Origin of the sequence: Pseudoxanthomonas sp. 22568 (genome assembly GCF_052044485.1) — a bacterium.
GTDB classification, from domain to species: Bacteria; Pseudomonadota; Gammaproteobacteria; order Xanthomonadales; family Xanthomonadaceae; genus Pseudoxanthomonas_A; species Pseudoxanthomonas_A beigongshangi.
On the sequence record NZ_JBQENC010000010.1, the window covers coordinates 135088 to 155826 of the forward strand.

Annotated in this window: 23 protein-coding genes and 1 tRNA gene; 3 read left to right on the plus strand and 21 right to left on the minus strand. The window is 68.1% G+C overall.

The features are described from left to right. Window positions 1-30: 30 nt before the first annotated feature. The 21 genes from ACTJI2_RS14030 to ACTJI2_RS14130 form a co-directional block, all read right to left on the minus strand. Window positions 31-543 (minus strand): HupB, encoded by a 513-nt coding sequence (locus ACTJI2_RS14030; protein WP_440842515.1) that lies wholly within the window; start codon window positions 541-543, stop codon window positions 31-33. A gap of 65 nt (window positions 544-608) precedes the next feature. Beyond that, complete coding sequence (locus ACTJI2_RS14035) at window positions 609-1826, minus strand: NAD(P)/FAD-dependent oxidoreductase (protein ID WP_440842516.1); 1218 nt, start codon at window positions 1824-1826, stop codon at window positions 609-611. A gap of 48 nt (window positions 1827-1874) precedes the next feature. Then, a complete protein-coding gene (locus tag ACTJI2_RS14040; protein WP_183642265.1) occupies window positions 1875-2507 on the minus strand; it encodes a TetR/AcrR family transcriptional regulator in 633 nt (210 codons plus the stop codon). Window positions 2508-2806: 299 nt separating this feature from the next. Then, window positions 2807-2892 (minus strand) — tRNA-Leu (locus tag ACTJI2_RS14045). A 44-nt stretch (window positions 2893-2936) separates the two neighbouring features. After that, entirely contained in the window at window positions 2937-3527 is a 591-nt protein-coding gene (locus ACTJI2_RS14050; protein WP_203322521.1) for a cysteine dioxygenase family protein, read from the minus strand. Between the two features lie 74 nt (window positions 3528-3601). Continuing rightward, a complete protein-coding gene (metX, locus tag ACTJI2_RS14055; RefSeq protein WP_440842517.1) occupies window positions 3602-4714 on the minus strand; it encodes a homoserine O-acetyltransferase MetX in 1113 nt (370 codons plus the stop codon). Window positions 4715-4757: 43 nt separating this feature from the next. After that, window positions 4758-5783 (minus strand): tetratricopeptide repeat protein, encoded by a 1026-nt coding sequence (locus ACTJI2_RS14060; protein ID WP_440842518.1) that lies wholly within the window; start codon window positions 5781-5783, stop codon window positions 4758-4760. Next, window positions 5783-6238, minus strand: a complete 456-nt coding sequence (locus ACTJI2_RS14065; RefSeq protein ID WP_440842519.1) for a cytochrome c-type biogenesis protein — start codon at window positions 6236-6238, stop codon at window positions 5783-5785. Before ACTJI2_RS14065 ends, ACTJI2_RS14060 begins: the two co-directional genes overlap by 1 nt. Then, window positions 6235-6828 (minus strand): DsbE family thiol:disulfide interchange protein, encoded by a 594-nt coding sequence (locus ACTJI2_RS14070; RefSeq protein ID WP_183642250.1) that lies wholly within the window; start codon window positions 6826-6828, stop codon window positions 6235-6237. Before ACTJI2_RS14070 ends, ACTJI2_RS14065 begins: the two co-directional genes overlap by 4 nt. Then, window positions 6825-8759: a heme lyase CcmF/NrfE family subunit gene (locus ACTJI2_RS14075; RefSeq protein ID WP_440842520.1), complete on the minus strand. Its 1935-nt coding sequence runs from the start codon at window positions 8757-8759 to the stop codon at window positions 6825-6827. The genes ACTJI2_RS14070 and ACTJI2_RS14075 overlap by 4 nt, the downstream gene beginning before the upstream one ends. A gap of 107 nt (window positions 8760-8866) precedes the next feature. Further along, on the minus strand, window positions 8867-9334 hold the full coding sequence (gene ccmE / locus ACTJI2_RS14080) for a cytochrome c maturation protein CcmE (protein WP_440842521.1): 468 nt from the start codon (window positions 9332-9334) through the stop codon (window positions 8867-8869). After that, on the minus strand, window positions 9331-9501 hold the full coding sequence (gene ccmD, locus ACTJI2_RS14085) for a heme exporter protein CcmD (RefSeq protein WP_183642241.1): 171 nt from the start codon (window positions 9499-9501) through the stop codon (window positions 9331-9333). The genes ccmE and ccmD overlap by 4 nt, the downstream gene beginning before the upstream one ends. Continuing rightward, window positions 9498-10247, minus strand: coding sequence for a heme ABC transporter permease CcmC (gene ccmC / locus ACTJI2_RS14090; RefSeq protein ID WP_183642238.1), 750 nt, complete (start codon window positions 10245-10247; stop codon window positions 9498-9500). The genes ccmD and ccmC overlap by 4 nt, the downstream gene beginning before the upstream one ends. A 140-nt stretch (window positions 10248-10387) precedes the next feature. Beyond that, window positions 10388-10846, minus strand: a complete 459-nt coding sequence (azu, locus tag ACTJI2_RS14095; RefSeq protein WP_183642222.1) for an azurin — start codon at window positions 10844-10846, stop codon at window positions 10388-10390. 36 nt (window positions 10847-10882) lie between these two features. Beyond that, entirely contained in the window at window positions 10883-11707 is an 825-nt protein-coding gene (locus ACTJI2_RS14100) for a c-type cytochrome (RefSeq protein ID WP_440842522.1), read from the minus strand. After that, entirely contained in the window at window positions 11704-14235 is a 2532-nt protein-coding gene (locus tag ACTJI2_RS14105) for an MtrB/PioB family outer membrane beta-barrel protein (RefSeq protein WP_440842523.1), read from the minus strand. The genes ACTJI2_RS14100 and ACTJI2_RS14105 overlap by 4 nt, the downstream gene beginning before the upstream one ends. A gap of 13 nt (window positions 14236-14248) precedes the next feature. Then, window positions 14249-15283 carry a DmsE family decaheme c-type cytochrome gene (locus ACTJI2_RS14110; protein ID WP_225562219.1) on the minus strand — a complete coding sequence of 345 codons (1035 nt, stop codon included), beginning with the start codon at window positions 15281-15283 and terminating at the stop codon, window positions 14249-14251. 201 nt (window positions 15284-15484) lie between these two features. Continuing rightward, a complete protein-coding gene (locus tag ACTJI2_RS14115) occupies window positions 15485-16162 on the minus strand; it encodes a TetR/AcrR family transcriptional regulator (RefSeq protein WP_183642210.1) in 678 nt (225 codons plus the stop codon). Between the two features lie 13 nt (window positions 16163-16175). Further along, a complete protein-coding gene (gene ccmB, locus ACTJI2_RS14120) occupies window positions 16176-16859 on the minus strand; it encodes a heme exporter protein CcmB (protein WP_440842524.1) in 684 nt (227 codons plus the stop codon). Continuing rightward, window positions 16856-17500, minus strand: coding sequence for a heme ABC exporter ATP-binding protein CcmA (ccmA, locus tag ACTJI2_RS14125; RefSeq protein WP_203322529.1), 645 nt, complete (start codon window positions 17498-17500; stop codon window positions 16856-16858). The genes ccmB and ccmA overlap by 4 nt, the downstream gene beginning before the upstream one ends. A 94-nt stretch (window positions 17501-17594) precedes the next feature. Further along, window positions 17595-18071: a DUF3293 domain-containing protein gene (locus ACTJI2_RS14130; RefSeq protein ID WP_440842525.1), complete on the minus strand. Its 477-nt coding sequence runs from the start codon at window positions 18069-18071 to the stop codon at window positions 17595-17597. 68 nt (window positions 18072-18139) lie between these two features. Here ACTJI2_RS14130 and ACTJI2_RS14135 point away from each other — a divergent pair, with 68 nt between their 5' ends. The 3 genes from ACTJI2_RS14135 to ACTJI2_RS14145 are packed head-to-tail and all read left to right on the plus strand — an operon-like array spanning window position 18140 to window position 20663. Then, a complete protein-coding gene (locus tag ACTJI2_RS14135; protein ID WP_183642198.1) occupies window positions 18140-19288 on the plus strand; it encodes a pyridoxal phosphate-dependent aminotransferase in 1149 nt (382 codons plus the stop codon). A 30-nt stretch (window positions 19289-19318) separates the two neighbouring features. Continuing rightward, complete coding sequence (locus tag ACTJI2_RS14140) at window positions 19319-20116, plus strand: amidohydrolase (RefSeq protein WP_440842526.1); 798 nt, start codon at window positions 19319-19321, stop codon at window positions 20114-20116. Then, entirely contained in the window at window positions 20109-20663 is a 555-nt protein-coding gene (locus ACTJI2_RS14145) for a DUF488 domain-containing protein (RefSeq protein WP_318288860.1), read from the plus strand. The genes ACTJI2_RS14140 and ACTJI2_RS14145 overlap by 8 nt, the downstream gene beginning before the upstream one ends. Window positions 20664-20739 lie beyond the last annotated feature (76 nt).

A 20739-nucleotide genomic window follows, 5' to 3' on the forward strand; every position in this document is an offset into this window, starting at 1 on the left:
CGCTCCTTGCCGTTCCCGGGGCGAACGCATTCAATCCCCGCGGGTATGTCCATTCGAATGGCGGGTGGTTTTCTTCGCGGCCTTGCGGGGACTTTTCCGCGCGGATTTGCGTGCCGTTTTCTTCGCCGTCTTGCGGGTGGACTTCCTTGCCGCCTTCTTGGCCACCTTCCGGGCCGCTTTCCTGGTGCCCTTGCGAGGTGCTTTCTTGGCCGCTTTTTTCGTGGTTTTCCCGGCCGCCTTGCGTGCGGTCTTCTTCGCAGCCTTCTTCGTGGCCTTCTTCGCCGACTTCTTTGTGGCTTTCTTCTTCGTGGCTTTCTTCGCGGCCTTGCGAGGCGCCTTCCGCGTGGTTTTCTTTGCGACCTTCCTGGTGGTCTTGCGGGCGCTCTTCTTTTTCGCGCCCCCGCCTTCATGCTTGTTGACCGTGGCCCAGGCGATACGCTCGGCGTCCTCTTCGGAACGACCCTGCTCGCGCTCGCTTTCCTCGATGTGCTCGGCCTTGCGCTTCTGCCGATCGCTGTAGGCGCTCTTCTCTCCACGTGGCATTGGAATGCTCCGGGATGGGAGGTTCGAACCTACGCGCGGTGGCGTCGTCGCCGGATGAAATCGGATCAGGATCGCGCGAGGCGGGCAAAGGAGAACAACTCCGCCAGCGGATGCCGACGCCGTTCGATGGCGGCCAGCAGCAGGTCGGCGCCAATCCGGCTGTAGGTAATGCCGTTTCCGCCGTAGGCCATCGCGAAATGCACGCGCGGGCCGTACTGCGGATGCGGGCCGAAAAACGGCAGGCCGTCCTCGGTTTCGGCGAAGGTGCCCGCCCAGGCGAAAGCGGGCGCGCATTGGAGATGCGGCAGCAGTTTGCCCAGCTTGCGGCTGAGCGCGCGCGCCTTCTTCATCACCCGTGCATCCCGGCGCGCCGGGATGTCGATGCGATCATCCTCGCCGCCGACGATGAGCCGGTGATCCGGCGTCGTGCGCAGGTACAGGTAGGGACGGGCGGTTTCCCACAGCACGGTGTGTTCGAGAAAGCCAAGGGCCTCGGGCGCGATCGGATCGCTGACGAAGGCGTAGCTGCTGTGGTTGCGCGCCACGCGCTCGCGCAGCCACTGCTGTGCCGCATAGCCGGTGGCGAGGATGGCGTGGCGGGCACGCACCCAGCCGCCATGCCCGGTCCGCAGCCGGACCGAGCGTGCCTGCGGCTGGAGCTCGACGATCGGAGTGTGCCCGTGGACGCTGGCGCCGCGTGCCTGCAGGCGCTGCAGCAGGCGATGGGCCATGCGGTAGGGATCCACACGCGCGGCCTGATGGCTCAGCAGTGCACCGGGCCGCGATATCCCGAACCGTTCGGCCAGCGCACCCGAACCCAGATAGTCGATCCGAAGGCCCAACCGATGCCTGGCCGCGGCTTCCTGCGCCAATCCGTCGCACTCCCGCCGCCGGGTCGCCAGGTACAGGCTGTCCGTCCACGCGAACCCGACGTCGCGGATCCCGGCGGCCAGGCCGCGCAGCTGAACCAGCGCCTGCGCGCAGGCCAGATAGGCCAGAGCGGCGTCTTGCGCGCCCACCCGATTCGCGAGATCGAGCAGAGGGGTGTCGATTTCGTACTGGAGCAGGGCAGTGCTGGCGGCGGTGCTGCCCCAGCCGATTTCGCCCTGCTCGATGACCGCGACCTCATGCCCGGCCGCCTGCAGGTGATCGGCGATCAGCGCGCCGGTGATGCCGCCTCCGATGACCGCGACCTCGCAGGCGAGATCGCCGGCCAGCGCGGGAAAGGGAGACAGCAGGCCATTCTTGATGGCCCAGTAGGGATAACCGCTCTTCAGGTCCATCGCGAAGGGGATGCCCGCACCACCTGGATCACCGGGACGGCCACGGGATTACCCGCGCGGCAGCGCACCCTGCAGGAACAGGTCGACGTTGGCCACGGCCTGCTCGCGCAGCGAGGCGGGGTCGAGCTTGTCCAGATAGCCGCTGGCGACCCGGATGATCAGGTTGCCGAACATCATCATGTAGAACTGGGTGGCGGCCGCCTCGGCCGAGGCCAGCTTCAGGTGGCCGTTGTCCATTTCCTGCTGGAAGAAACGGGTCAGGATGCCGCGGGTCTCGGCCACGGCATGCTCGAAGAACCAGTCGCGCAGGGCGGGGAACGACTCGCCCTCGCCAATCACGATGCGGTAGACCACCCGCGATTCCGCCTTGACCATCGAATCGGCGATGCGGATGGCGACTTCGCGCAGCGCTTGCTCCGGCGGCAGGTCGGAGAAATTCATGTCGTTGAGGATGCCGACATGGTTCTCCAGGCGGCGTTCCAGGATGGCGTAGGCCAACCCTTCCTTGTCGCCGAAGATCCGGTACAGGGTGGCCAGGGAGCCGCCGGCGCGGGCGACGATCTCGCTCAGCTTGGCGTGCTGGTAGCCTTTTTCGGCAAAGACCTCGGTGGCGGCATCCAGGAAGCGTTCGGCCCGCATCTCGCCCCGTTTGCACAGTTCGACGTTGCGGCGGGTGCGCATGAATGCGCTGGAACTCACGGAGCGGGAAGAAACGGTGCCACGGAAATCGGTCGAGTTGCTCACTGGCGGTACCGGAAGGTTGGCTGGGCGTCCCGAAGGGCTGATTGAGTTGGGTCTGACATGAATGCGCTCCCCGTTTGTCAACTGCCATTTGGCATGAATGACGCGCATCTGTTCTGCTCGTACTGTGACGATTCAGGTATAGCACACCTTTGGCCACTTTCCCAACATCAATTTTCGACCGGTCCAAATCGGGGACAAAAAAAGAGGCCCGACTTTCGTCGGGCCTCTTCCGGGTCTGGTGCCGAAGGTGGGACTCGAACCCACACGCTTTTAAGGGCGGCGGATTTTGAGTCCGCTGCGTCTACCATTCCGCCACTTCGGCAAGGGGAGCGAGTATAGCCGAGGCCAGCGGACCCCGACAGCCCGTCAGACCACGCGGTCGGTGCCGAGCAGGCGCTCGCCGCGGCGCTGCCAGCCTTCCGCGCCGCTGGCGTCGGCCTCCGGCGTGTAGATGCCGCAGCGGACCATGGTGCGCTGGTAGACGTGCAGGGACACGGCGATGGCGTCGTCGCTGGGGTTGCGGATGGTGTGGTACTCGTGGGGCGGAATCAGGCTGCCGGCCGAGCCGGTGCCGGCCTCGATGGTGCCGGCGGCGACGAAGCGGTAGCGCTCCTCGTCGTGTTCGGCCAGCTCGTACTGGGTGATTTCCAGACGGCCACGCCAGACGCCTTCCACGCACCACATGCCGGAATGGTCATGGATCTTGGTGCCTTGGCCGGGGCCCCAGGTCATGGCAATGACGCTGTAGCCGTACTCGGGGCTGGTGTACAGCTCGCGTCGCGCGTAGTGGTCGGCGATGGGCTCCAGCACGCAGCCGGGCAGGGCGACCGATTCGTCGCGGATCAGTTCGCACAGCGACTTGCGCAGCGCATCGGTGATGGCGCGATCGTCGCCCAGCGCGACGGCGGCGTCGAGCGTGGCGACCAGCCGATCGTGGCCGGGAAAATCGAGGGACATGGAAGGCACCCGGAAAATAGTGGTGCTGCCATTCTAGTCCGGGCGGGTCCCGGTCGCGACGGTATGGCGGCGCCTCAGAGATCGGCCAGGAAACCCGCGACCGCCGGGCCGAACCGGGCGAAATCCACCAGGAAGGCGTCATGGCCCTGCGGCGATTCCAGCGGCACGAACTCGGCCTGCGCGCCGCCCCGTGCCAGCCCCTGGGCAATCTGTTCCTGCTGCTGGAGGGGGAACAGGATGTCGGTCACCGCGCCGATCGCCAGCGCCCGCTCCACCCGGATCCGGGCCAGGCCCCGCATCACGTCGCCGCCGGCGTACTCGGCCAGGTCGAACCAGTCCATCGAACGGCTCAGGTAGAGATAGCAGTTGGGGTCGAAACGGCGCACGAAACGGCGCGCATGGCCTTCCAGATAGCTTTCCACCTGGAATTCCAGCCCGAACGGATCCTCGTCCGGGCGGTCCGATTCCAGCCGCACCCGGCCGAAGCGGCCATCCCACTCCAGTGCCGAGCGATAGGTGATGACACCCAGCTTGCGGGCCATGCGCATGCCGGATTCGGGATAGCGCTCGTCGTCGTAGTGGCCCTGGTTCCATGCCGGGTCCAGGCGAATCGCCTCGCGTTGCAGGGAACGGATGGCGATGGAGAACGGCAGGGCCTGGGCGCTGCCGGAGATGTTGATGTGCGCGCGCGCGCTGCCGGGATGCAGCAGCAGGTAGGCCAGTGCGGTCATGCCGCCCATCGAATTGCCGATGATGCAGGCCAGTTGCCCGATGCCCAGCGCCTGCACCACCGCATGGGCGGCATTGGCGCCGTCCTCGATCGACAGTTCCGGGAAATCCAGCCGGTAGAGTTCGCCGCTGGCCGGATTGCTCGAGGCTGGACCGGTCGAACCCTTGCAGCTTCCCAGCGAGTTCACGCAGATCACGAACCAGCGATCGGTGTCGATCGGCTTGCCCGGCCCGAGCATCGCCTCCCACCAGCCTTCCTCGCCGTTGCCTTCGTTGCGCGCGGCGTGCGCGTCCGGCGACAGGCCGGTGACGATCAGGATCGCGTTGTCGCCGGTGGCGTTGAGCCGGCCCCAGGTTTCGTAGGCGATGCGCGCACCGTGCAGGGCGCCACCGCGTTTCATCGGGAAGGGCGAGGGCAGCGTGTGGAAACGCGTGCCGGGCGGGATGAATTCGGTCATCCCGCAAGTTTAGCCTGCGGCCGCCGGCGCGGGCCGGCGCCGCTCATTCCACGATGCGCTGGATCCGCAACGAATAGGCATCGGTGGCGCCCACGTCGGCAGGCACCGCCACCGCTTCCAGATCGCCGGCCTTGGCCATCACGTCGCCGGCGCGGGAGATCCGCGCGCCCAGTTCGACCTTGGCGACCTGCGAGAGCTTGAGGGTCGGCATCGGGCTGTCGCCGTCGCCCAGTTCCAGGGTGATCGGGAACGAGGTGGCCGGCACCCGCTTGGCGGCCACAGGCATCGGCGGCCCGCCGGCCTGGCGGGCGAACACGAACAGGGTCTCGCCGCCGCTCAGCCGCGCCTTCAGTTCCGGCGCGATGTCCACGCTGACCCGCAGCAGCGCCTTGCCATTGGCCATGGCCGGGGCGGCGGCGGGTTCGGGCAGCGGCTCCAGCCCGGCTTCGGCGCGGGCCTGGTTGATCTGGGTACGCAGGGTGGTGGCGGTGCCGCCGTCGACCTGCGCCAGCAGCGGTTCCCAGGTGCGCACGGCCTCGGCCGGCTGGCCCTGCTGGCGCTGCGACACGCCGAGGAACCAGCGCGCGCGCTGGTGCTGCGGTTCGATGGTCAACGCGCGCTGCAACAGGCCGACCGCCTGCGCGTCGAGCTGCTTGTCCGGGCTCGCGTACAGGCGGGCCTGCGCGTTCTCGACCAGCAGGTTGGCGTCGTCCGGGGCCAGCTTGAGCGCGGTCTCGAAAGCCGTGCGCGCCTCGGCGTAGCGCTCCATGCTCAGGTAGGAGCGGCCGAGCAGGCGCCAGCCCTCGGGTTCGTTGGGATTGCGCTTGAGTTCGGCTTCCAGCTGCTTGACCGCATCGTCCAGGCTGGCGGGCATGGCCGCCTCCGGCATCGTGGCGGGCATCTCGATGGCTGCCGGCGTGCCCAGCAGCCGGTACAGCGCCAGGGTGCCGATGCCCAGGGTCGCGACCGCGCCCACGAACAGCCGGCGCGAAGAGCGCCACAGGGGCCACAGCACGCCCACCAGGACGAGCAGGGTCAACAGCGCCGCGATGGCGGAAAAAGCGGTCATCACCACTCCTGGTTGTCGTCGGCTTCGGCGATGTCGCGACCGCCACTCCTGCGCCTGACGATGCGCAGCACCACCACGCCGCCGGCGATCACCAGCAGCACCGGCCCGAACCACAGCAACCAGGTGCCGGGCGACATCTCCGGCTTGTACAGCACGAATTCGCCATAGCGATCCACCAGGAACCGCTTGATCTCGGCATCCGACTTGCCCTGCCGCATCAGGTCCAGCACCTCGCGGCGCAGATCGTGGGCGATCTGCGCGTTGGAGTCGGCCAGCGACTGGTTCTGGCACATCACGCAGCGCAGTTCGGCGGTGAGCCGGTGGAAGCGGGTTTCCTCGGCGTTGTCGTTGAATTGCAGCGGGGTCGGATCGCTGGCCTGGGCGAACGCGGGAGCGGCGATGCCGAGCAGCAGCGCCAGTGTCAGCGCGCGCAGGTGACGGGACAGGGCGGTCATTGCTGCGCTTCCGCCTTTTCCAGCGCCGGAATCAGTTCCCTGGCGATGATCTCGTCGGTGACCGCGCCGACATGCTTCCAGCGCACGATGCCCTTGGCGTCGACCAGGAAGGTTTCCGGCGCGCCGTAGATGCCCCAGTCGATCGCCGCGCGGCCGTCCTCGTCGGCAATCACCAGCACGTAGGGATTGCCGAACTGCTCCAGCCAGCGCAGCGCTTCGCCACGCTCGTCCTTGAGGTTGTAGCCGATGAAGCGCACGCGCTTGGTCAGGGCGAACTTGGTCAGCACCGGATGCTCGACCCGGCACTCCGGGCACCAGCTGCCCCACACGTTCATCACGTAAGGCGCGCCGGCCAGATCGGCGTTGTCGATGCGGGTGGCCGGATCATGCAGCAGCGGCAGATCGAAGGCGGGCGCCGGTTTGCCGATCAGCGGCGAGGGCAGGGCTTCGCGATCCGCGCGGCCAGATTGCTTGACGCCGTAGGCCAGCAGGCCCATCAGGCCGACGAAGAACAGGCCGATGATGACCGCGGCGAACACCAGCGCGCCGCGCGATTTGTTCTGGCCGGGAGTGTCGGAAGGGGTATTCATGCCGGTTGGGCCTCGGGTTTGGGCGCTTCGGGTTTGCGGCGGAAACGCCGATCGGTGGCGGTGACGAACGCGCCCAGCGCCATCAGCAGGGCGCCCAGCCAGATCCAGCGCACGAAGGGCTTGATGTGCACGCGCACCGCCCAGGCGCCATCGCCAAGATGTTCACCCAGGGCCACGTAGACATCGCCGAACAGGCTGGGCCGGATGCCGGCCTCGGTCATCACCTGGCCGCCGCTGGCGTAGGCGCGCTTTTCCGGATTCAGCCGCACCAGCGGCTTGTCGCCACGCAGCACCTGCACGTGTCCCAGGTCGGACAGGTAGTTGGGGCCGCGGGTTTCCTCCACGCCCTCGAAGCGGAAGCCGTAGCCGGCCAGCTCGATGGTCTGGCCGGGCTTCATCGCCAGTTCGCGCTGCACGTTCTGCGCTTCCACCAGCAGCGCGCCAATCAGGAACACGGCGATGCCGAAATGCGCCAGCACCATGCCGAGCATTTCCGGAGTGAACTTGCCGTTGGCGCGCAGCCGGGTCCACACGAAACGCAGCGTGCCCAGCGCCACCCACGCACCGGCGGCAACGCCGGCCGCGGTCTTCAGTGGTCCCTGCGGCGCCATGAAATAGGCGATGGCGCCCAGCGCCAGCGTCGCCACCAGCCACGGCACCAGCATCGCCAGCGGCTTGCGCGGCTGGTCCTTCTGCCACTTGGTCAAAGGGCCGAACGGCAGCAGCATCACCAGCGGCGTCATCAGCACCACGAACAGCAGGCCGAAGTAGGGCGGGCCGACCGAAATCTTGCCCAGTTCCAGCGCGTCGGCCAGCAACGGATACAAGGTGCCCAGCAGGACCATGCCGCAGGCCGCGGCCAACAGCACGTTGTTGGCCAGCAGCAGGGTTTCACGCGAACTGGCGACGAAGGCGCCGCCGGCGATGCGCGGTGCGCGCAGCACGTACAGCACCAGCGAACCGCCGACCACCGCGCCGAGGAAGATCAGGATGAACAGGCCGCGCGAAGGATCCGCGGCGAACGCGTGCACGCTGGTCAGCACGCCCGAGCGGACCAGGAAGGTGCCCAGCAGCGACAGCGAGAAGGTGGCGATCGCCAGCAGCAGGGTCCAGCCGCCGAAGCTGCCGCGCTTCTCGGTGACCGCCTGCGAATGCAGCAGCGCGGCGCCGGCCAGCCACGGCATGAAGCTGGCGTTCTCGACCGGATCCCAGAACCACCAGCCGCCCCAGCCCAGTTCGTAATAGGCCCACCAGCTGCCCAGCGCGATGCCCAGGGTCAGGAATGCCCAGGCCACGTTGGTCCAGGGACGGGTCCAGCGCAGCCAGCGCGCATCGATGTGGCCGTCCAGCAGCGCGGCGATGGCGAACGCGAACGGCACCACGAAGCCGACGTAGCCGGTGTAGAGCATCGGCGGATGGATGATCAGGCCCGGATCCTGCAGCAGCGGATTCAGATCGCGCCCTTCCAGCGGCGCCGGCAGCAGCCGCGCGAACGGATTGGAGGTGAAGATCAGGAAGGCCAGGAAGCCGACGCTGACCACGCCCATCACGCCCAGCACGCGGGCGACCACCGCTTCCGGCAGATGGCGGGAGAACTCGGCGACCGCGGCGGTCCAGATGCCCAGTACCAGCACCCACAACAGCAGCGAACCTTCGTGCGCGCCCCATACCGCGGAATAGCGGTACATCATCGGCAGCAGCGAATTGGAATTCTCCGCCACGTACTTGACCGAGAAATCCTGGGTGACGAAGGCCACGGTGAGGACCACGAACGCCGCCAGCAGCAGGAACAACTGGCCGTAGGCCGCCGGGCGCGCCACCGCCATCCACGCCGCCTTGCCGCGATGGGCGCCGGCCAACGGCAGGATGGCCTGCAGCAGGGACACCAGCAGTGCCAGGATCAGGGTGACTTGACCGAGTTCAGGCAGCATGGCTCAACGGGATCCGGAAAAAGGGAGGGAGATGCCCGCAGCCGGGGCTGCAACGCGATGGCGGAAGCGCACGCCCGACGGCGTGGCCTGGCGAGGCGTGGATTGGATCAATTCGTCGACCCCGCCGCGGGGGCGGTCGGCACATCGTGCTTCTGGTGTGCCTTGCCCATCTTGTCGGCCACTTCCTTGGGCATGTAGGTCTCGTCGTGCTTGGCCAGCACGTCCTCGGCGACGAACACGCCGTCCTTCATCGAACCGGTCGCCACCACCGCCTGGCCCTCGCGGAACAGGTCCGGCAGGATGCGGTCGTAGACCACGGGCAACTGCGCATCGCCGTCGGTGACCCGGAAGCGCGCCTGCAGCGAGCCGGTTTCGCGTTTGAACGAACCCTTCTCGACCATGCCGCCCAGGCGGAAGCGCGCATGCTCGCCGGCTTCGCCGCGCAGCACTTCGGCGGGGGTGTACAGGTAGGCGACGTTGCGTTGCAGCGCCAGCGCGATCAGCGAGGCGGCGACGCCGGCGGCGAGTACCAGCAGCAGCACCCAGATCAGGCGGCGGCGGCGGACGGGATTCATCGGTTCAACTCCATCGGCGAGGGCGCGGCGGCGCGGGCTTCGCGCGCGGCGCGCAGGCGGGCGGCACGCAGTTCGCGGCGGATCTGCAGGCGCGGGGCAATGAAGTCCCACAGCAGTACCACGGCGAACACGGCGTAGGCGCCGACCACGTAATGCAGGTAATTCATGGCTTGCTCCCCGCCAGCCGCGCGACCCAGTCCTTGCCGGCCTCGCGGCGCAGGTTGTCGGCGCGGGCGCGCGCCAGCAGCGATCCGGCGAACCAGAACTTGGTCGCCGCCACCATCAGCCACAGCGGCAGCATCATGCTCGGATCCATCCGCGAGCCGCCCATCAGGCTGATGGTCTGGCCCTGGTGCAGCGAGTTCCACCACACCACCGAGTAGCGGATGATCGGCAGCAGCGCCACGCCCACGATCGACAGCAGGCCGGCGGCGCGCGCGGCGGCGCGGCGATCGTCGATGGCGTTGTACAGGCCCATCACGCCCAGGTACAGGAACAGCAGGATCAGTTCCGTGGTCAGGCGCGGATCCCAGTCCCACCAGGTGCCCCACATCGGCTTGCCCCAGATCGAACCGGTGGCCAGGGTGATGACGGTGAAGGCGGCGCCGATCGGCGCGCAGGCCATGGCGAGGATTTCGCACAGCTTGATCCGCCAGATCAGCGCGATGGCCGCATAGAACGCCATCAGTCCGAACACGAACAGGCTCATCCACGCCGACGGCACATGGATGTAGAGGATGCGGAAGCTGTCGCTCTGCTGGTAGTCGGCCGGCACCACGAACAGCGCCTGCCACAGGCCGAAGCCGAACAGCACGAGCGCCGCCAGGTAGCACCAGGGCGTCCAGCGGGCGGCGAAGCGATCGAAATAGGGCGGCGAACCGAGTTGGTGGAACCAGCGGACGAGGGGATTCATGGACGGTGTTTCATCGCTCGCGGTCGATGGAGCGCGCCACCCTGGCCCGCTCCGCAGCTCTGTTCTGTGAAATCACCCCATTTTCCCAGACTTGGGGCCGCCGCGCCAACCGCGCGGGGCCCCGCTGGTCTTGACCCAGGTCAAGGCTTGAGGGTCAAGGTGCCCTTCATCAGCGCCGAATGGCCGGGGAAGCTGCAGAAGAACGAGAACGGTCCGGTTCCGGCGAGCTTGGCGACCGGAATCTGAACCGAGGTGGTTTCGCCGCCGCCGACCACCTTGCTGTGGGCGATGACGCGGGTGTCGCCGGCCTTGATGTAGTCGGCGGCCAGCCCGGCCTTGATGCCGTCGGTGTCGATGCCGGCGATGTCGGCGGTCTTGGCGACCACCACGTTGTGGCCCATGACGTTCTTGGCCAGCTTGCCGGTGTGCTTCAGGTTGATGGTGAAGGTGGTGCAGCTCTTGCTGACGTCGATGTTGGACAGGTTGTACTTCATCGCGTCGTTGCCCTCCAGGTTGACCGAGCAGGTGGCGGCGCGGGCGGCCAGCGGCGAGGCGGCCAGGGCGAGCAGGGCGAGGCAGGAGGCAAAGCGGTGGTTCATGGAAATTCTCCGGGACGTGGGGTTGGGACGGGTGGTTCAGGGACCCTGCGCGGCCAGCCAGGCCGACAGGGCGGAGATGGTGTCGTCGTCCAGTCGCTGGCCGACGCCGCCCATCACGAAATCGTTGGTCGAATGATGGAGCTGGGCGGTGCGGAAGGCATTCAGGCGCACCTGCAGGTAGATCGCGTTCTGTCCACGCAGCGAAGGATACGCCGACCATGGCGCATGGCCATCGCGATCGTCGCGCGCGGCCAGCGGATGGCCGCCGGCGTCCGCGCCGTGGCAGCCCTGGCAAGGTGGCAGTCCTTTGCCGGGGTCGCCTTCCATGAACAACTGCCGACCCCGTTCCAGCAGGGCCGTATCCGGTGCCGGCGCTTCTTCCTGCGCGGGCGCGCGGCCGGCGGGCAGGCTGGCGTAGTAGAGGGCGAGATCGCGCATGTCCTGCTCGTTCAGGCTCGCGGCCAGTGGCGTCATCGCCGATTCCGGCATCGCGCCGCTCTGGTATTCGACCAGTTCCCAGTACAGGTATTCGGCGCGCTGGCCGGCCAGATTGGGGAAGTTCGGCGCAATCGAGATGCCGGCGGCGCCGTGGCAGGCCGCGCACAGTTCGGATTTGGCCTTGCCGGCCGCCGGGTCGCCGCGCAGGCGGGTGATCCGGCGCAGATCACGGTAAGCGGGCGGCTTGGCGGCGGGCGCCACGGTCGCGGCGGGTTCGGCTGGCGCGGTGTCGGCCGGCGTGTTTTCCGGGGACGTCTGCGCGGCGGGATCCTGGGCGACCGATTCGCTCGTGCCGGCCAGCGCCGCCACACCCAGCGCGAACACGATGGCGGTGAACAGGCCGGTGCCGGTGGACGGGTTCATAGCGACACCTCCAGGCTCACGCCAACCAGATTGACCCGGTAGTCGCCGGGGCCGCCATCGGTATAGACGCGATGATCGAATACCCGAGCCTCGTCGAAACCCAGGTAGTGCCAGTCCGACAGGCGACCGCGTTCGTAGGTGTCGAACACACGCATCCGCGTGCGCGCGCCGAGCGGGAAACTCAGCCCCACCGACAGCGAATTGACCCGGTAGATCATCGGCGGATAGCGGCCATCGGCCGAGGCCGCCAGCGTGGGATTGGCGAGCGCGCCGGGCGAGGCGAAGCGGTAGCGGGTGGTGCCGCGCGAATCGGTCCAGTTCCACGCCACGTCCAGTTGGGCGCGGCCGATGGCCTGGTTGAGGTTGATGCCGGCGTAACGGTTGCGCTGGCGATCGTCGAGCCACCAGCGGTTGGCCTGCGGATAGGTCGGGCCGCCCAGCGTCGGATCCGGCGTCAGTGCCGCGTCGTTGACGTTGGCGATGCCCAGATCCGAGCGGTCGTAACCCAGCCAGGCGCTGGCGACCGTGGTCGTGGCGGGCTGCCATTCCCATTGCAGGCTGGCGCCACGGGTGTCGTAGTCCTGCCGGCCCAACTCGGCGTCGTAGTCGTTGCGTTCGCCGCGCAGCGATGCGTACAGGGTCATCTCGCGCGGCAGGATGAAGGTCGCCATCAGATCCAGCTTGTGCTGGCTGCGGCTGGCGAGGTCGTACTTGCGCAGCGCCGACACCGTGTGCGCGGGCACGCCACCGGCGGGCTCGACGAAGCCGGGCAGGTCGGTGGAGAAGGTGAATTCGTAGGGATCGTAGAAATAGCGGCTGCCGCTGCGATCCAGGTAGGTGTAGTTGGCGCGCAGGGTCAGCCATTCGCGGGCGCGGTTGTTCCAGGTCAGGCGCAGGCTGTCGTCACGGGTGGTCGCGACTTCGCGATGGTCGCGTTCAATGGCCGTGTGGGTGTAGGTCACGCCCAGCGTGTTGCGCTGGGTGGGGCGCCAGTCCAGGCCCATGGAAACCTCCCGGGTTTCCTTGTCCAGCGGCAGGTTGCGCACGCGGGTGATCACCGAGGGCGCGAGCAGCGGATCCCACACGCCCATTTCGCCGGGAACCACGCTGCCCTGCGAACCGTTCTCCGCCACATAGCCCCACTGGCCGGTCAGCGGGTTGTAGGCCTGGTACGTGCCGTCATAGTCCTCGCGATAGTACTTGGCCTGCCCGCGCACGGTCAGCGTGGTACGCGGCTGGAACACCGCGCGCACGTCCAGGCGCTGGGTGTCGATGCCGAGATCGGCGGTCTTGCGCGACAGCGCGTCCGGCGTGTTCCAGTCGGCGCAGTCGAACAGGAAGCCCGGTCCGATCGGCAGGCCGAACTGGCCCTGGCAATTCATCGGCGCCAGCAGGCGTTCGTTCTGGCGCATCGTGCCCAGCGAGGTGTTGAGGGTCAGTTCGCCGTTCCACGGCAGTTTGCGGGTGAACGCCGCACGTAATTGGTGATAGTCGTTGTCCGGTTCGTAGGCGAATTCGCCGCTGGTGCGCGGCGGCGGGGTCACGCCCGGCACCACCGAGTACAGGCCATACGGCACCTGGTAGTCGTAGCCGTTGAAGCGGTTGCGGAAGAACGAACCCGTATAGCTGACGTCCATTCGCCACAGGTTGCCGGTGAAGCGCACGCCGCCGTTGACGTTCACCGTGCTGTCGTCGATCGGGCGCGGGATCTCGTAGATGCCGCCGTTGGCAGGGAACGGGTAGTTGAAGAAGAACGGTCCGCCGAACGGACGCGCGCCTTCGCGCTGTTCGTGGCTGGCGTTGAAGTAGGCCGCCCAGCGTGGATTGAGGAAATAGTTGATGCCCAAGCCCTGCTTGTCGCGGACCACGCGCAGGAAGCGCTCGGGCTGCGCGCCCGCCACCGCGGCCACCTGCGCCGGAGTGCTGGCGGCCGGCGTCAGGCCACCGGCGAGGGTGAGGTGCTGGCTGCCAACGCCGTTCCAGATCGAACGCGCGTTGCCACTGGTCACGTTGGGCTGGGTGCGCACGAAGGCCTGTACGCGGAACTTGCCGGCGCGGCCGAACACCGCGCGATAGAACTGGTTGTGCTCGTTGATGCGGCTGGCACGGAAATCCAGGTAGCTGCCGTCGCTGGCGCGTTGCAGGCGGAAGCGCGCATCCACCATCACGCCATCATCGAAATCGTTGAAGCGGCGCCACTGGGTCGCGCGTTCGTCGCCGGACACGTGCAGGTAACCCAAACCCACGCTGCCTTCGTAGGCCCATTCGCCGTGCGGTTTCAGCTCGGGCCACGCGGGCGCGCAGGGATACAGGAAACCGGTCGGCGTGCGCCGGGAACCGGCGTGCAGCCAGCTCATGCCGTCGGCATCGCAGCCGATGCCATGCATCCCGGTGGTGTCCAGCGCGTTGCCGAAATGCAGGTCGGTGCCCAGGCCGCTGTCCTGGGCCCGCGCGGTGGCGGCCAACGACAGCGCCATGGCCAGCGCGGCCACTTGCGGCAACCGGGGCGTGCGGAACGTCGAGACCATCATGCTCCCTCCGCTACTTGTGGAGACGGGGACCGGACGGGTGGTTGGAACCGTGGATCTGCGCGTGGCAGGTCAGGCAGCCGCGTCCCATCAGGCGCTCGTCCGGCGCGGGACCGGTGCCCAGCGACGCGCTGGTCAGCAGATCGTTCGGGTGGCGCGTGTGCGAGTGGCACTGCTGGCACAGCATCGGCACCGGCGCCACCAGCAGCGCATGCTGGTTGGAGCCGTGCGGGGTGTGGCAGTTCAGGCAGCTCTCGCGCACCGGCGCGTGTTCGAACAGGAACGGTCCGCGCTTTTCGGCGTGGCACTGGTAGCAGGTCTCGTTGACGGTGTCGGTCTTGAGCAGCGAGGCGTTGAGGGTGCCATGCGGATTGTGGCAATCGGCGCAGGTCATCTCGCCTTCCGGCAACGGCATGTGCGAGCGGCGGTTGAACTGCTGGCGGACGTCCTTGTGGCAGGTCGCGCAGGTCTCGCTGACCGACTGGCGCGCGGTCAGTCCTTCGGCGGACAGGCGCGCCATCGGATTGTGGCAATCGCTGCACGACAGATCGTTGCGCTGGTGCACCGAGCCCAGCCAACTGTCGCGCGGACCGCCGGCGTGGCAACCCAGGCAACTGCCGGTCTGCGCCGACACCGGCGTGCCGCCGTCGTGGGTGAAGGCGATGATGCTGCCCTTGGCGGTCGGGTTCTGGGCGTGCGCCGAACCGGGACCATGGCAGGCCTCGCAGGTCGGGGTGGCCGGATTGGCCTGCTGCGCGGCCTGCATGCCGAGCGCATGCACGCTGTGGGCGAAGTTGGCCTGTTCCTTGCCGTGGCAGGCGGTGCAGGTCGCCTCGCCGATCGGCTTGGCGGTCGGTTGCAACGGGTTGGCCGGTACGGTGGCGAAGGCGAAACCCGGCGCGTCGGCGAAATCGTGGGCCTTGCCGTCCTGGCTGCCGAAATGGGTGGCGGGGAGCTTCGAGGGATCAAAACCGGCCGGGGCGCTCTGCGCCATCACCGGCGCCAGCCAACTGGCCCCGAGCATGGCCGCCGCCGCCAGAACAAACATCAGAGCCAACAATGCGCGCCGCATCCTGTTCTCCCTTGCGCCTGGCTGGCCAAGGCTGGCTAGCCGCAGGGCTTGTAACGTTCATTACGATAAACGCTGAATGAATGCGTGATGGAGATCAAGCTGCGGTGCAGCATTTGCCGGCGCGCGACCCGGTGGGCCGGCGGGACGCGAAGGGGATTTTCCGCTACGAATGCCGGATCAGGCCCGTGGGCGGGGCAGGACGCCTTCCAGGAAGATCGATACCGCTTCGCGGGCTTCCACCTTGACCCGCGGCTTGTCGGCCACGCCGATGCGGCCGTTGACCGAACGCAGGATCACGCCGCCGAACACCATCATGTAGAAGCGGTCCGCGACGATGGCGGGGTGCTCCAGAATGAGCCGTCCGCTCAGTTTCTCGCGCTCGAAGTACTGGGTGAGCAGGCGCTCGGCCGGCGTCACGCCATGTTCCATGAACCAGTCGCGCAACTCCGGAAAGCACAAGCCCTCGCCGACCACGATGCGGTGGGTGACGATGCGGCCCGGCGACAGGATTTCCTCGACCATGCGCTCGGCCGCCAGCGGCAGCGCCTGCTCGGGCGGCAGGTCGGAGCGGTACAGCATTTCCAGGCCCTCGCCGAAGGCGGCGATGCTGCGCTTCATGATCGCCAGCGCCAGCCCGTGCTTGTCGCCGAACGCGTTGTAGAGCGTGGACAGCGAGCCACCCGAGCGCGCGACCACGTCGTTCAGGCGCGCATTGCGGTAGCCCTTTTCCAGGAACACTTCGGTGGCCGCCTCGATGAATCGCTCGATGCGCAGTTCGATCCGCCCGGACACATCGGTGCGCGGGCGCGAGGACTTGTCGGACGGATGGTGCGGCGGTTCGGGGAAATCCGTCATGGGCGGCGAGGAATCAGTTGAGGGCGATGCGGATCGCGGCGGCGGCGGTCAGCGGTGCCAGCACCAGCGCCATCACCAGACCGGCGCCGAGCAGCAGCAGCGCGCCGCTGCCGTCCAGGCCCTGCGCGCTGGCGGCGACGCTGCCGGCGCCGAACACCAGGATCGGCACGTACAGCGGCAGTGCCAGCAGCGCGACCAGAATGCCCGAGCGTCGCATGCCGACCGTCAACGCGGCGACCACGGCGCCGAGCAGGCTCAGCAACGGCGTGCCCAGCGCGAGCGAGACGAGCAGGGCCGGCAGTTGCGGGCGCGGCAGGTGCAGCAGTTCGCCCAGCAGCGGGGTCACCAGGATCAGCGGCAGCGCGGTGGTCGCCCAGTGGGTCAGCACGCGTACCGCGACCAGCCAGGCCAGCGGCACCGGCGCGAGGATCCATTGTTCCAGCGAACCGTCCTCGGCATCACCCCGGAACAGCGTGTCCAGCGACAGCAGGCCGGCCAGCAGCACCGCCACCCAGATTACCGCCGAGGCGACCTTGCCCAGCGCTTCGGGTTCGCCGCCCAGGCCGAGCGCGAACACCACCACCACCAGCAGAGCGAACAGCGCCGGTTGCAGCGCGTCGCCGCGACGGCGCCACATCAGGCGCAGGTCGCGTACGACCAGCGCCGACGCGGAGGACCACAGGCCGGGCGTGCTCATGCCGCACCTCCCAGCATCAGCATCCGGGTCTGCACCGGCGGCGCCGCGTAGGCGCCGTGCGTGGTGACCAGCGCGGCGCCACCGCTGCGCAGGTGCGCGGAGATCATCCGGTTGACCAGGTTGATGCCCTCCAGGTCTAGATTGGCGTAGGGCTCGTCGAGCAGCCACAGCGGCGCCGGCGACAGCCACAGCCGGGCCAGCGAAAGCCGCTTCTTCTGCCCGGCGGAGAGTTGCCGCGCCAGCGCGTCCTCGTAACCGGCCAGGCCGACCATCGCCAGCGCGTTGCCCGGCATCTGGCGGGCGCGGCGACCGTGCAGGCCGCACAGGAAATTGAGGTTCTCCAGCGTGTCCAGGTCCGCCTTCAGCGCGGGCAGGTGGCCCAGGTAGGCGATCGCCCGCGAACGCTGGATGGCGCTGGCGGGGCGGCCATCGATCTCGATGTCGCCGCGGTCGGCGCGCAGCAGGCCGGCCAGCACGCGCAGCAGGGTGGTCTTGCCGGCGCCGTTGCCGCCCTGCACCAGCAATGCCTCGCCGGCATTGACGGCGAATTCCAGCGGGCCGAACACCGGTTCGTCGTTGCGCGAAAAAGCCAGGCCACGGGCGGCCAGCAGCGGCGGAGGGGTCGGAACGGAATCGATCATCAGGCGGAAGCCTTCGAAGAAGGCGGGTCTCGGGCGGCAATCAGCCGGCTATTGTATGCGAGCCCCCACGCGGTGCTCCTTGCGCGGCTGGCGCTCAGCCGGCCCATTCCACCGCCGGAAGATCCGGCGCATCGCCTGGTCGCGTCCACATCAGCCTCAGCCGGACCGGTTGCCCTTGCCGCCAGTGCAGGATGCCGCCCTGGGAAAAGGCGCGCGCGAGCGCATCGGCGTCCTCGCGTGCCAGATCCAGCACCAGCCAGCCGGGTTCGAGCCAGCCGCCGCGGTCGTCGCCGGCCCGGGCCGGCACATGGACATGTCCGGCCTCGCCCAAGCGGGCCCGCAGGTGCCGATCGGCCGCGCAGTTGTCCTCGTCGGTGCGCGTGGTCAGGGGCGGGTTCCAGGCTGTGATCCACAGGTAGTCGCGGGCCGGCAGGCGCGCCTCCAGCGCCGCCGCCGGCTTGCCGATCCGCAGCGGCCAGACGCGCTCGTCCAGCAGCACCTCGTAGCGGGCCGCGGACCAGGCCCGCGCCAGCCGGCATTTTTCCGGATCGGGAACGCTGTATCCGTTCATGGCCCCATCATCGCCGGACACCTTCATTGCGTACACTCCGCAGTCCCCCTGTGAGACCGGACCGGCGGATGCCTCTCGAAACCAAGCTGCCCAAGGTGGGCACCACCATCTTCACCGTGATGTCGCAACTGGCCGCCGAGCACGGGGCAGTCAACCTGGGGCAGGGCTTCCCCGATTTCGCGGTGCCGCAACGGCTGGTCGACGAACTGGACCGCGCCATGCGCGAGGGCCACAACCAGTACGCACCGATGACCGGCGTGGCGCCGCTGCGCCAGGCGATCGCCGGGAAGGTGCTGCGCTGCTACGGTCGCCAGGTCAATCCGGACACCGAAATCACCGTCACCAGTGGCGCCACCGAGGCCCTGTTCAATGCCATCCACGCGGTGGTGCGCCCGGGCGAGGAAGTGATCGTGCTGGATCCGGCCTACGACAGCTACGAGCCGGCGATCGAACTGGCCGGTGCGCGCGCGGTCCATGTCGCGCTGGATCCGCGCAGCTTCGCGGTGGACTGGGACAAGATCCGCGCCGCGATCACGCCGCGCACCCGCCTGCTGATCATCAACAGCCCGCACAATCCTTCCGGCGCGATGCTGGGCGAAACGGACATGAAGGCGCTGGCCGAGATCCTGCGCGAAACCGGCATCTTCCTGATCTCCGACGAGGTCTACGAGCACATCGTGTTCGACGGTCGCCGGCACGAATCGGTGCTGCGCTACCCGGAACTGGCCGAGCGCGCCTTCGTGGTGTCCAGCTTCGGCAAGACCTACCACTGCACCGGCTGGAAGATCGGCTACGCGATCGCGCCGCCCGCGCTGAGCGCCGAATTCCGCAAGGTCCACCAGTACAACGTGTTCTGCACGTTCGCGCCGGCCCAGCATGCGTTCGCGGCGATGATCCGCGACGAACCGGAGCATTACGAGCAACTGGGCGCGTTCTACCAGGAAAAGCGTGATCGCTTCCGCGCGCAGCTGCTGGAAACCCGCCTGAAGCCGCTGCCGGTGCCGGGCGGATATTTCCAACTGGTGGACTATTCGGCGGTCAGCGATCTGCCGGACACCGAGTTCGTGCGCTGGCTGACCATCGAACATGGCGTCACCGCGATTCCGCTGTCGCCGTTCTACGAGAACGCGCCGGCGGATCAGCGCCTGGCGCGCCTGTGCTTCGCCAAGAATGCGGCCACGCTGGACGCGGCCATCGAACGCCTGAAGAAGCTGTAGTTTTCCATCACCAGACGGATCCAGACCGACATGCAGGACCTGCGCCTTTCCCTCGTCCAGGGCATCACCCGCTGGCATGACCCGGCCGGCAACCGCGCGTATTACGGCGACCTGATCGCGCCGCTGGCGGGCCAGACGGATCTGGTGATCCTGCCGGAGACCTTCACCAGCGGCTTCAGCAACGATGCCATCGACCGCGCCGAAGGCATGGACGGTGAAACCGTCGCCTGGATCCGCGCGCAGGCGCGCAAGCTCGATGCGGCGGTGACCGGCAGCGTGCAGCTGCGCACCGGCGAGGGCGTGTTCAACCGCCTGCTGTGGGCCACGCCCGATGGCGAACTGCGCAGCTACGACAAGCGCCACCTGTTCCGTTACGCCAACGAGCACAAGCGCTACGCCGCCGGCCGCGAGCGCCTGACCGTGGAATGGAAGGGCTGGCGGATCAATCCGCAGGTCTGCTACGACCTGCGCTTCCCGGTGTTCTGCCGCAACCGCTACGACGTGGAGCGGCCGGGGCAGCTGGATTTCGATCTGCAGATCTTCGTCGCCAACTGGCCGGCGGCACGCGCCCATGCCTGGCGCACGCTGCTGCGCGCGCGCGCCATCGAGAACCTGTGCTTCGTCGCGGCGGTCAACCGCGCCGGCACCGACGGCAACAACCTCGATTATTCCGGCGACAGCGCGGTGATCGATTTCCTCGGCCAACCGCAGGTGGAGCTGGGGCCCGGCGAGAGCGTCACCACCACGACCATCTCGGCCGACGCGCTGGCGACGCACCGCGAGCGCTTCCCGGCGATGCTCGACGCGGACCGGTTCGAGCTTGCCTGAAGCGCCGCGCCGCATCTGGACCATCGGGCATTCCAGCCGCGACTGGCATGCCTTCGCGGCGATACTCACTGCCGCGGGCATCGAGGTCGTGGCGGATGTGCGCCGCTACGCCGCCTCGCAACGGTATCCGCAGTTCGCAGGCGCCGCGCTGATGCGTGGCCTGTCGGATCTGGATATCGACTACCGGCCGATGCCTTCGCTGGGCGGACGCCGCGAACCGCGCCCGGACTCGGTGAACACCGCCTGGCGACAGCCGGGCTTCCGCGGCTATGCGGACTACATGCAGACGGCGGCCTTCATCGATGCCCGCGCCGCGCTGGCCGAAGTCGCCGGGCGCCGGCCGACCGCGTTCCTGTGCGCCGAAGCGGACTGGCGCAACTGCCATCGCGGCCTGATCGCCGACGCCTTCACCGCCGATGGCTGGGAAGTCCGCCATCTGCTCGACGATGGACGACACGAAATCCATCCGCTGACCCGCGCCGCGCGCCTGGTGGACGGCCATCTGGACTACTCCCTGCCGGTGCCGCCACAGGGCGAGTTGTTCTGAGCCCGGCACCACTGTAGGAGCGACGTCAGTCGCGACCGGATGGTCACCGACGCCGGACACAGGGATTTCTCATGGC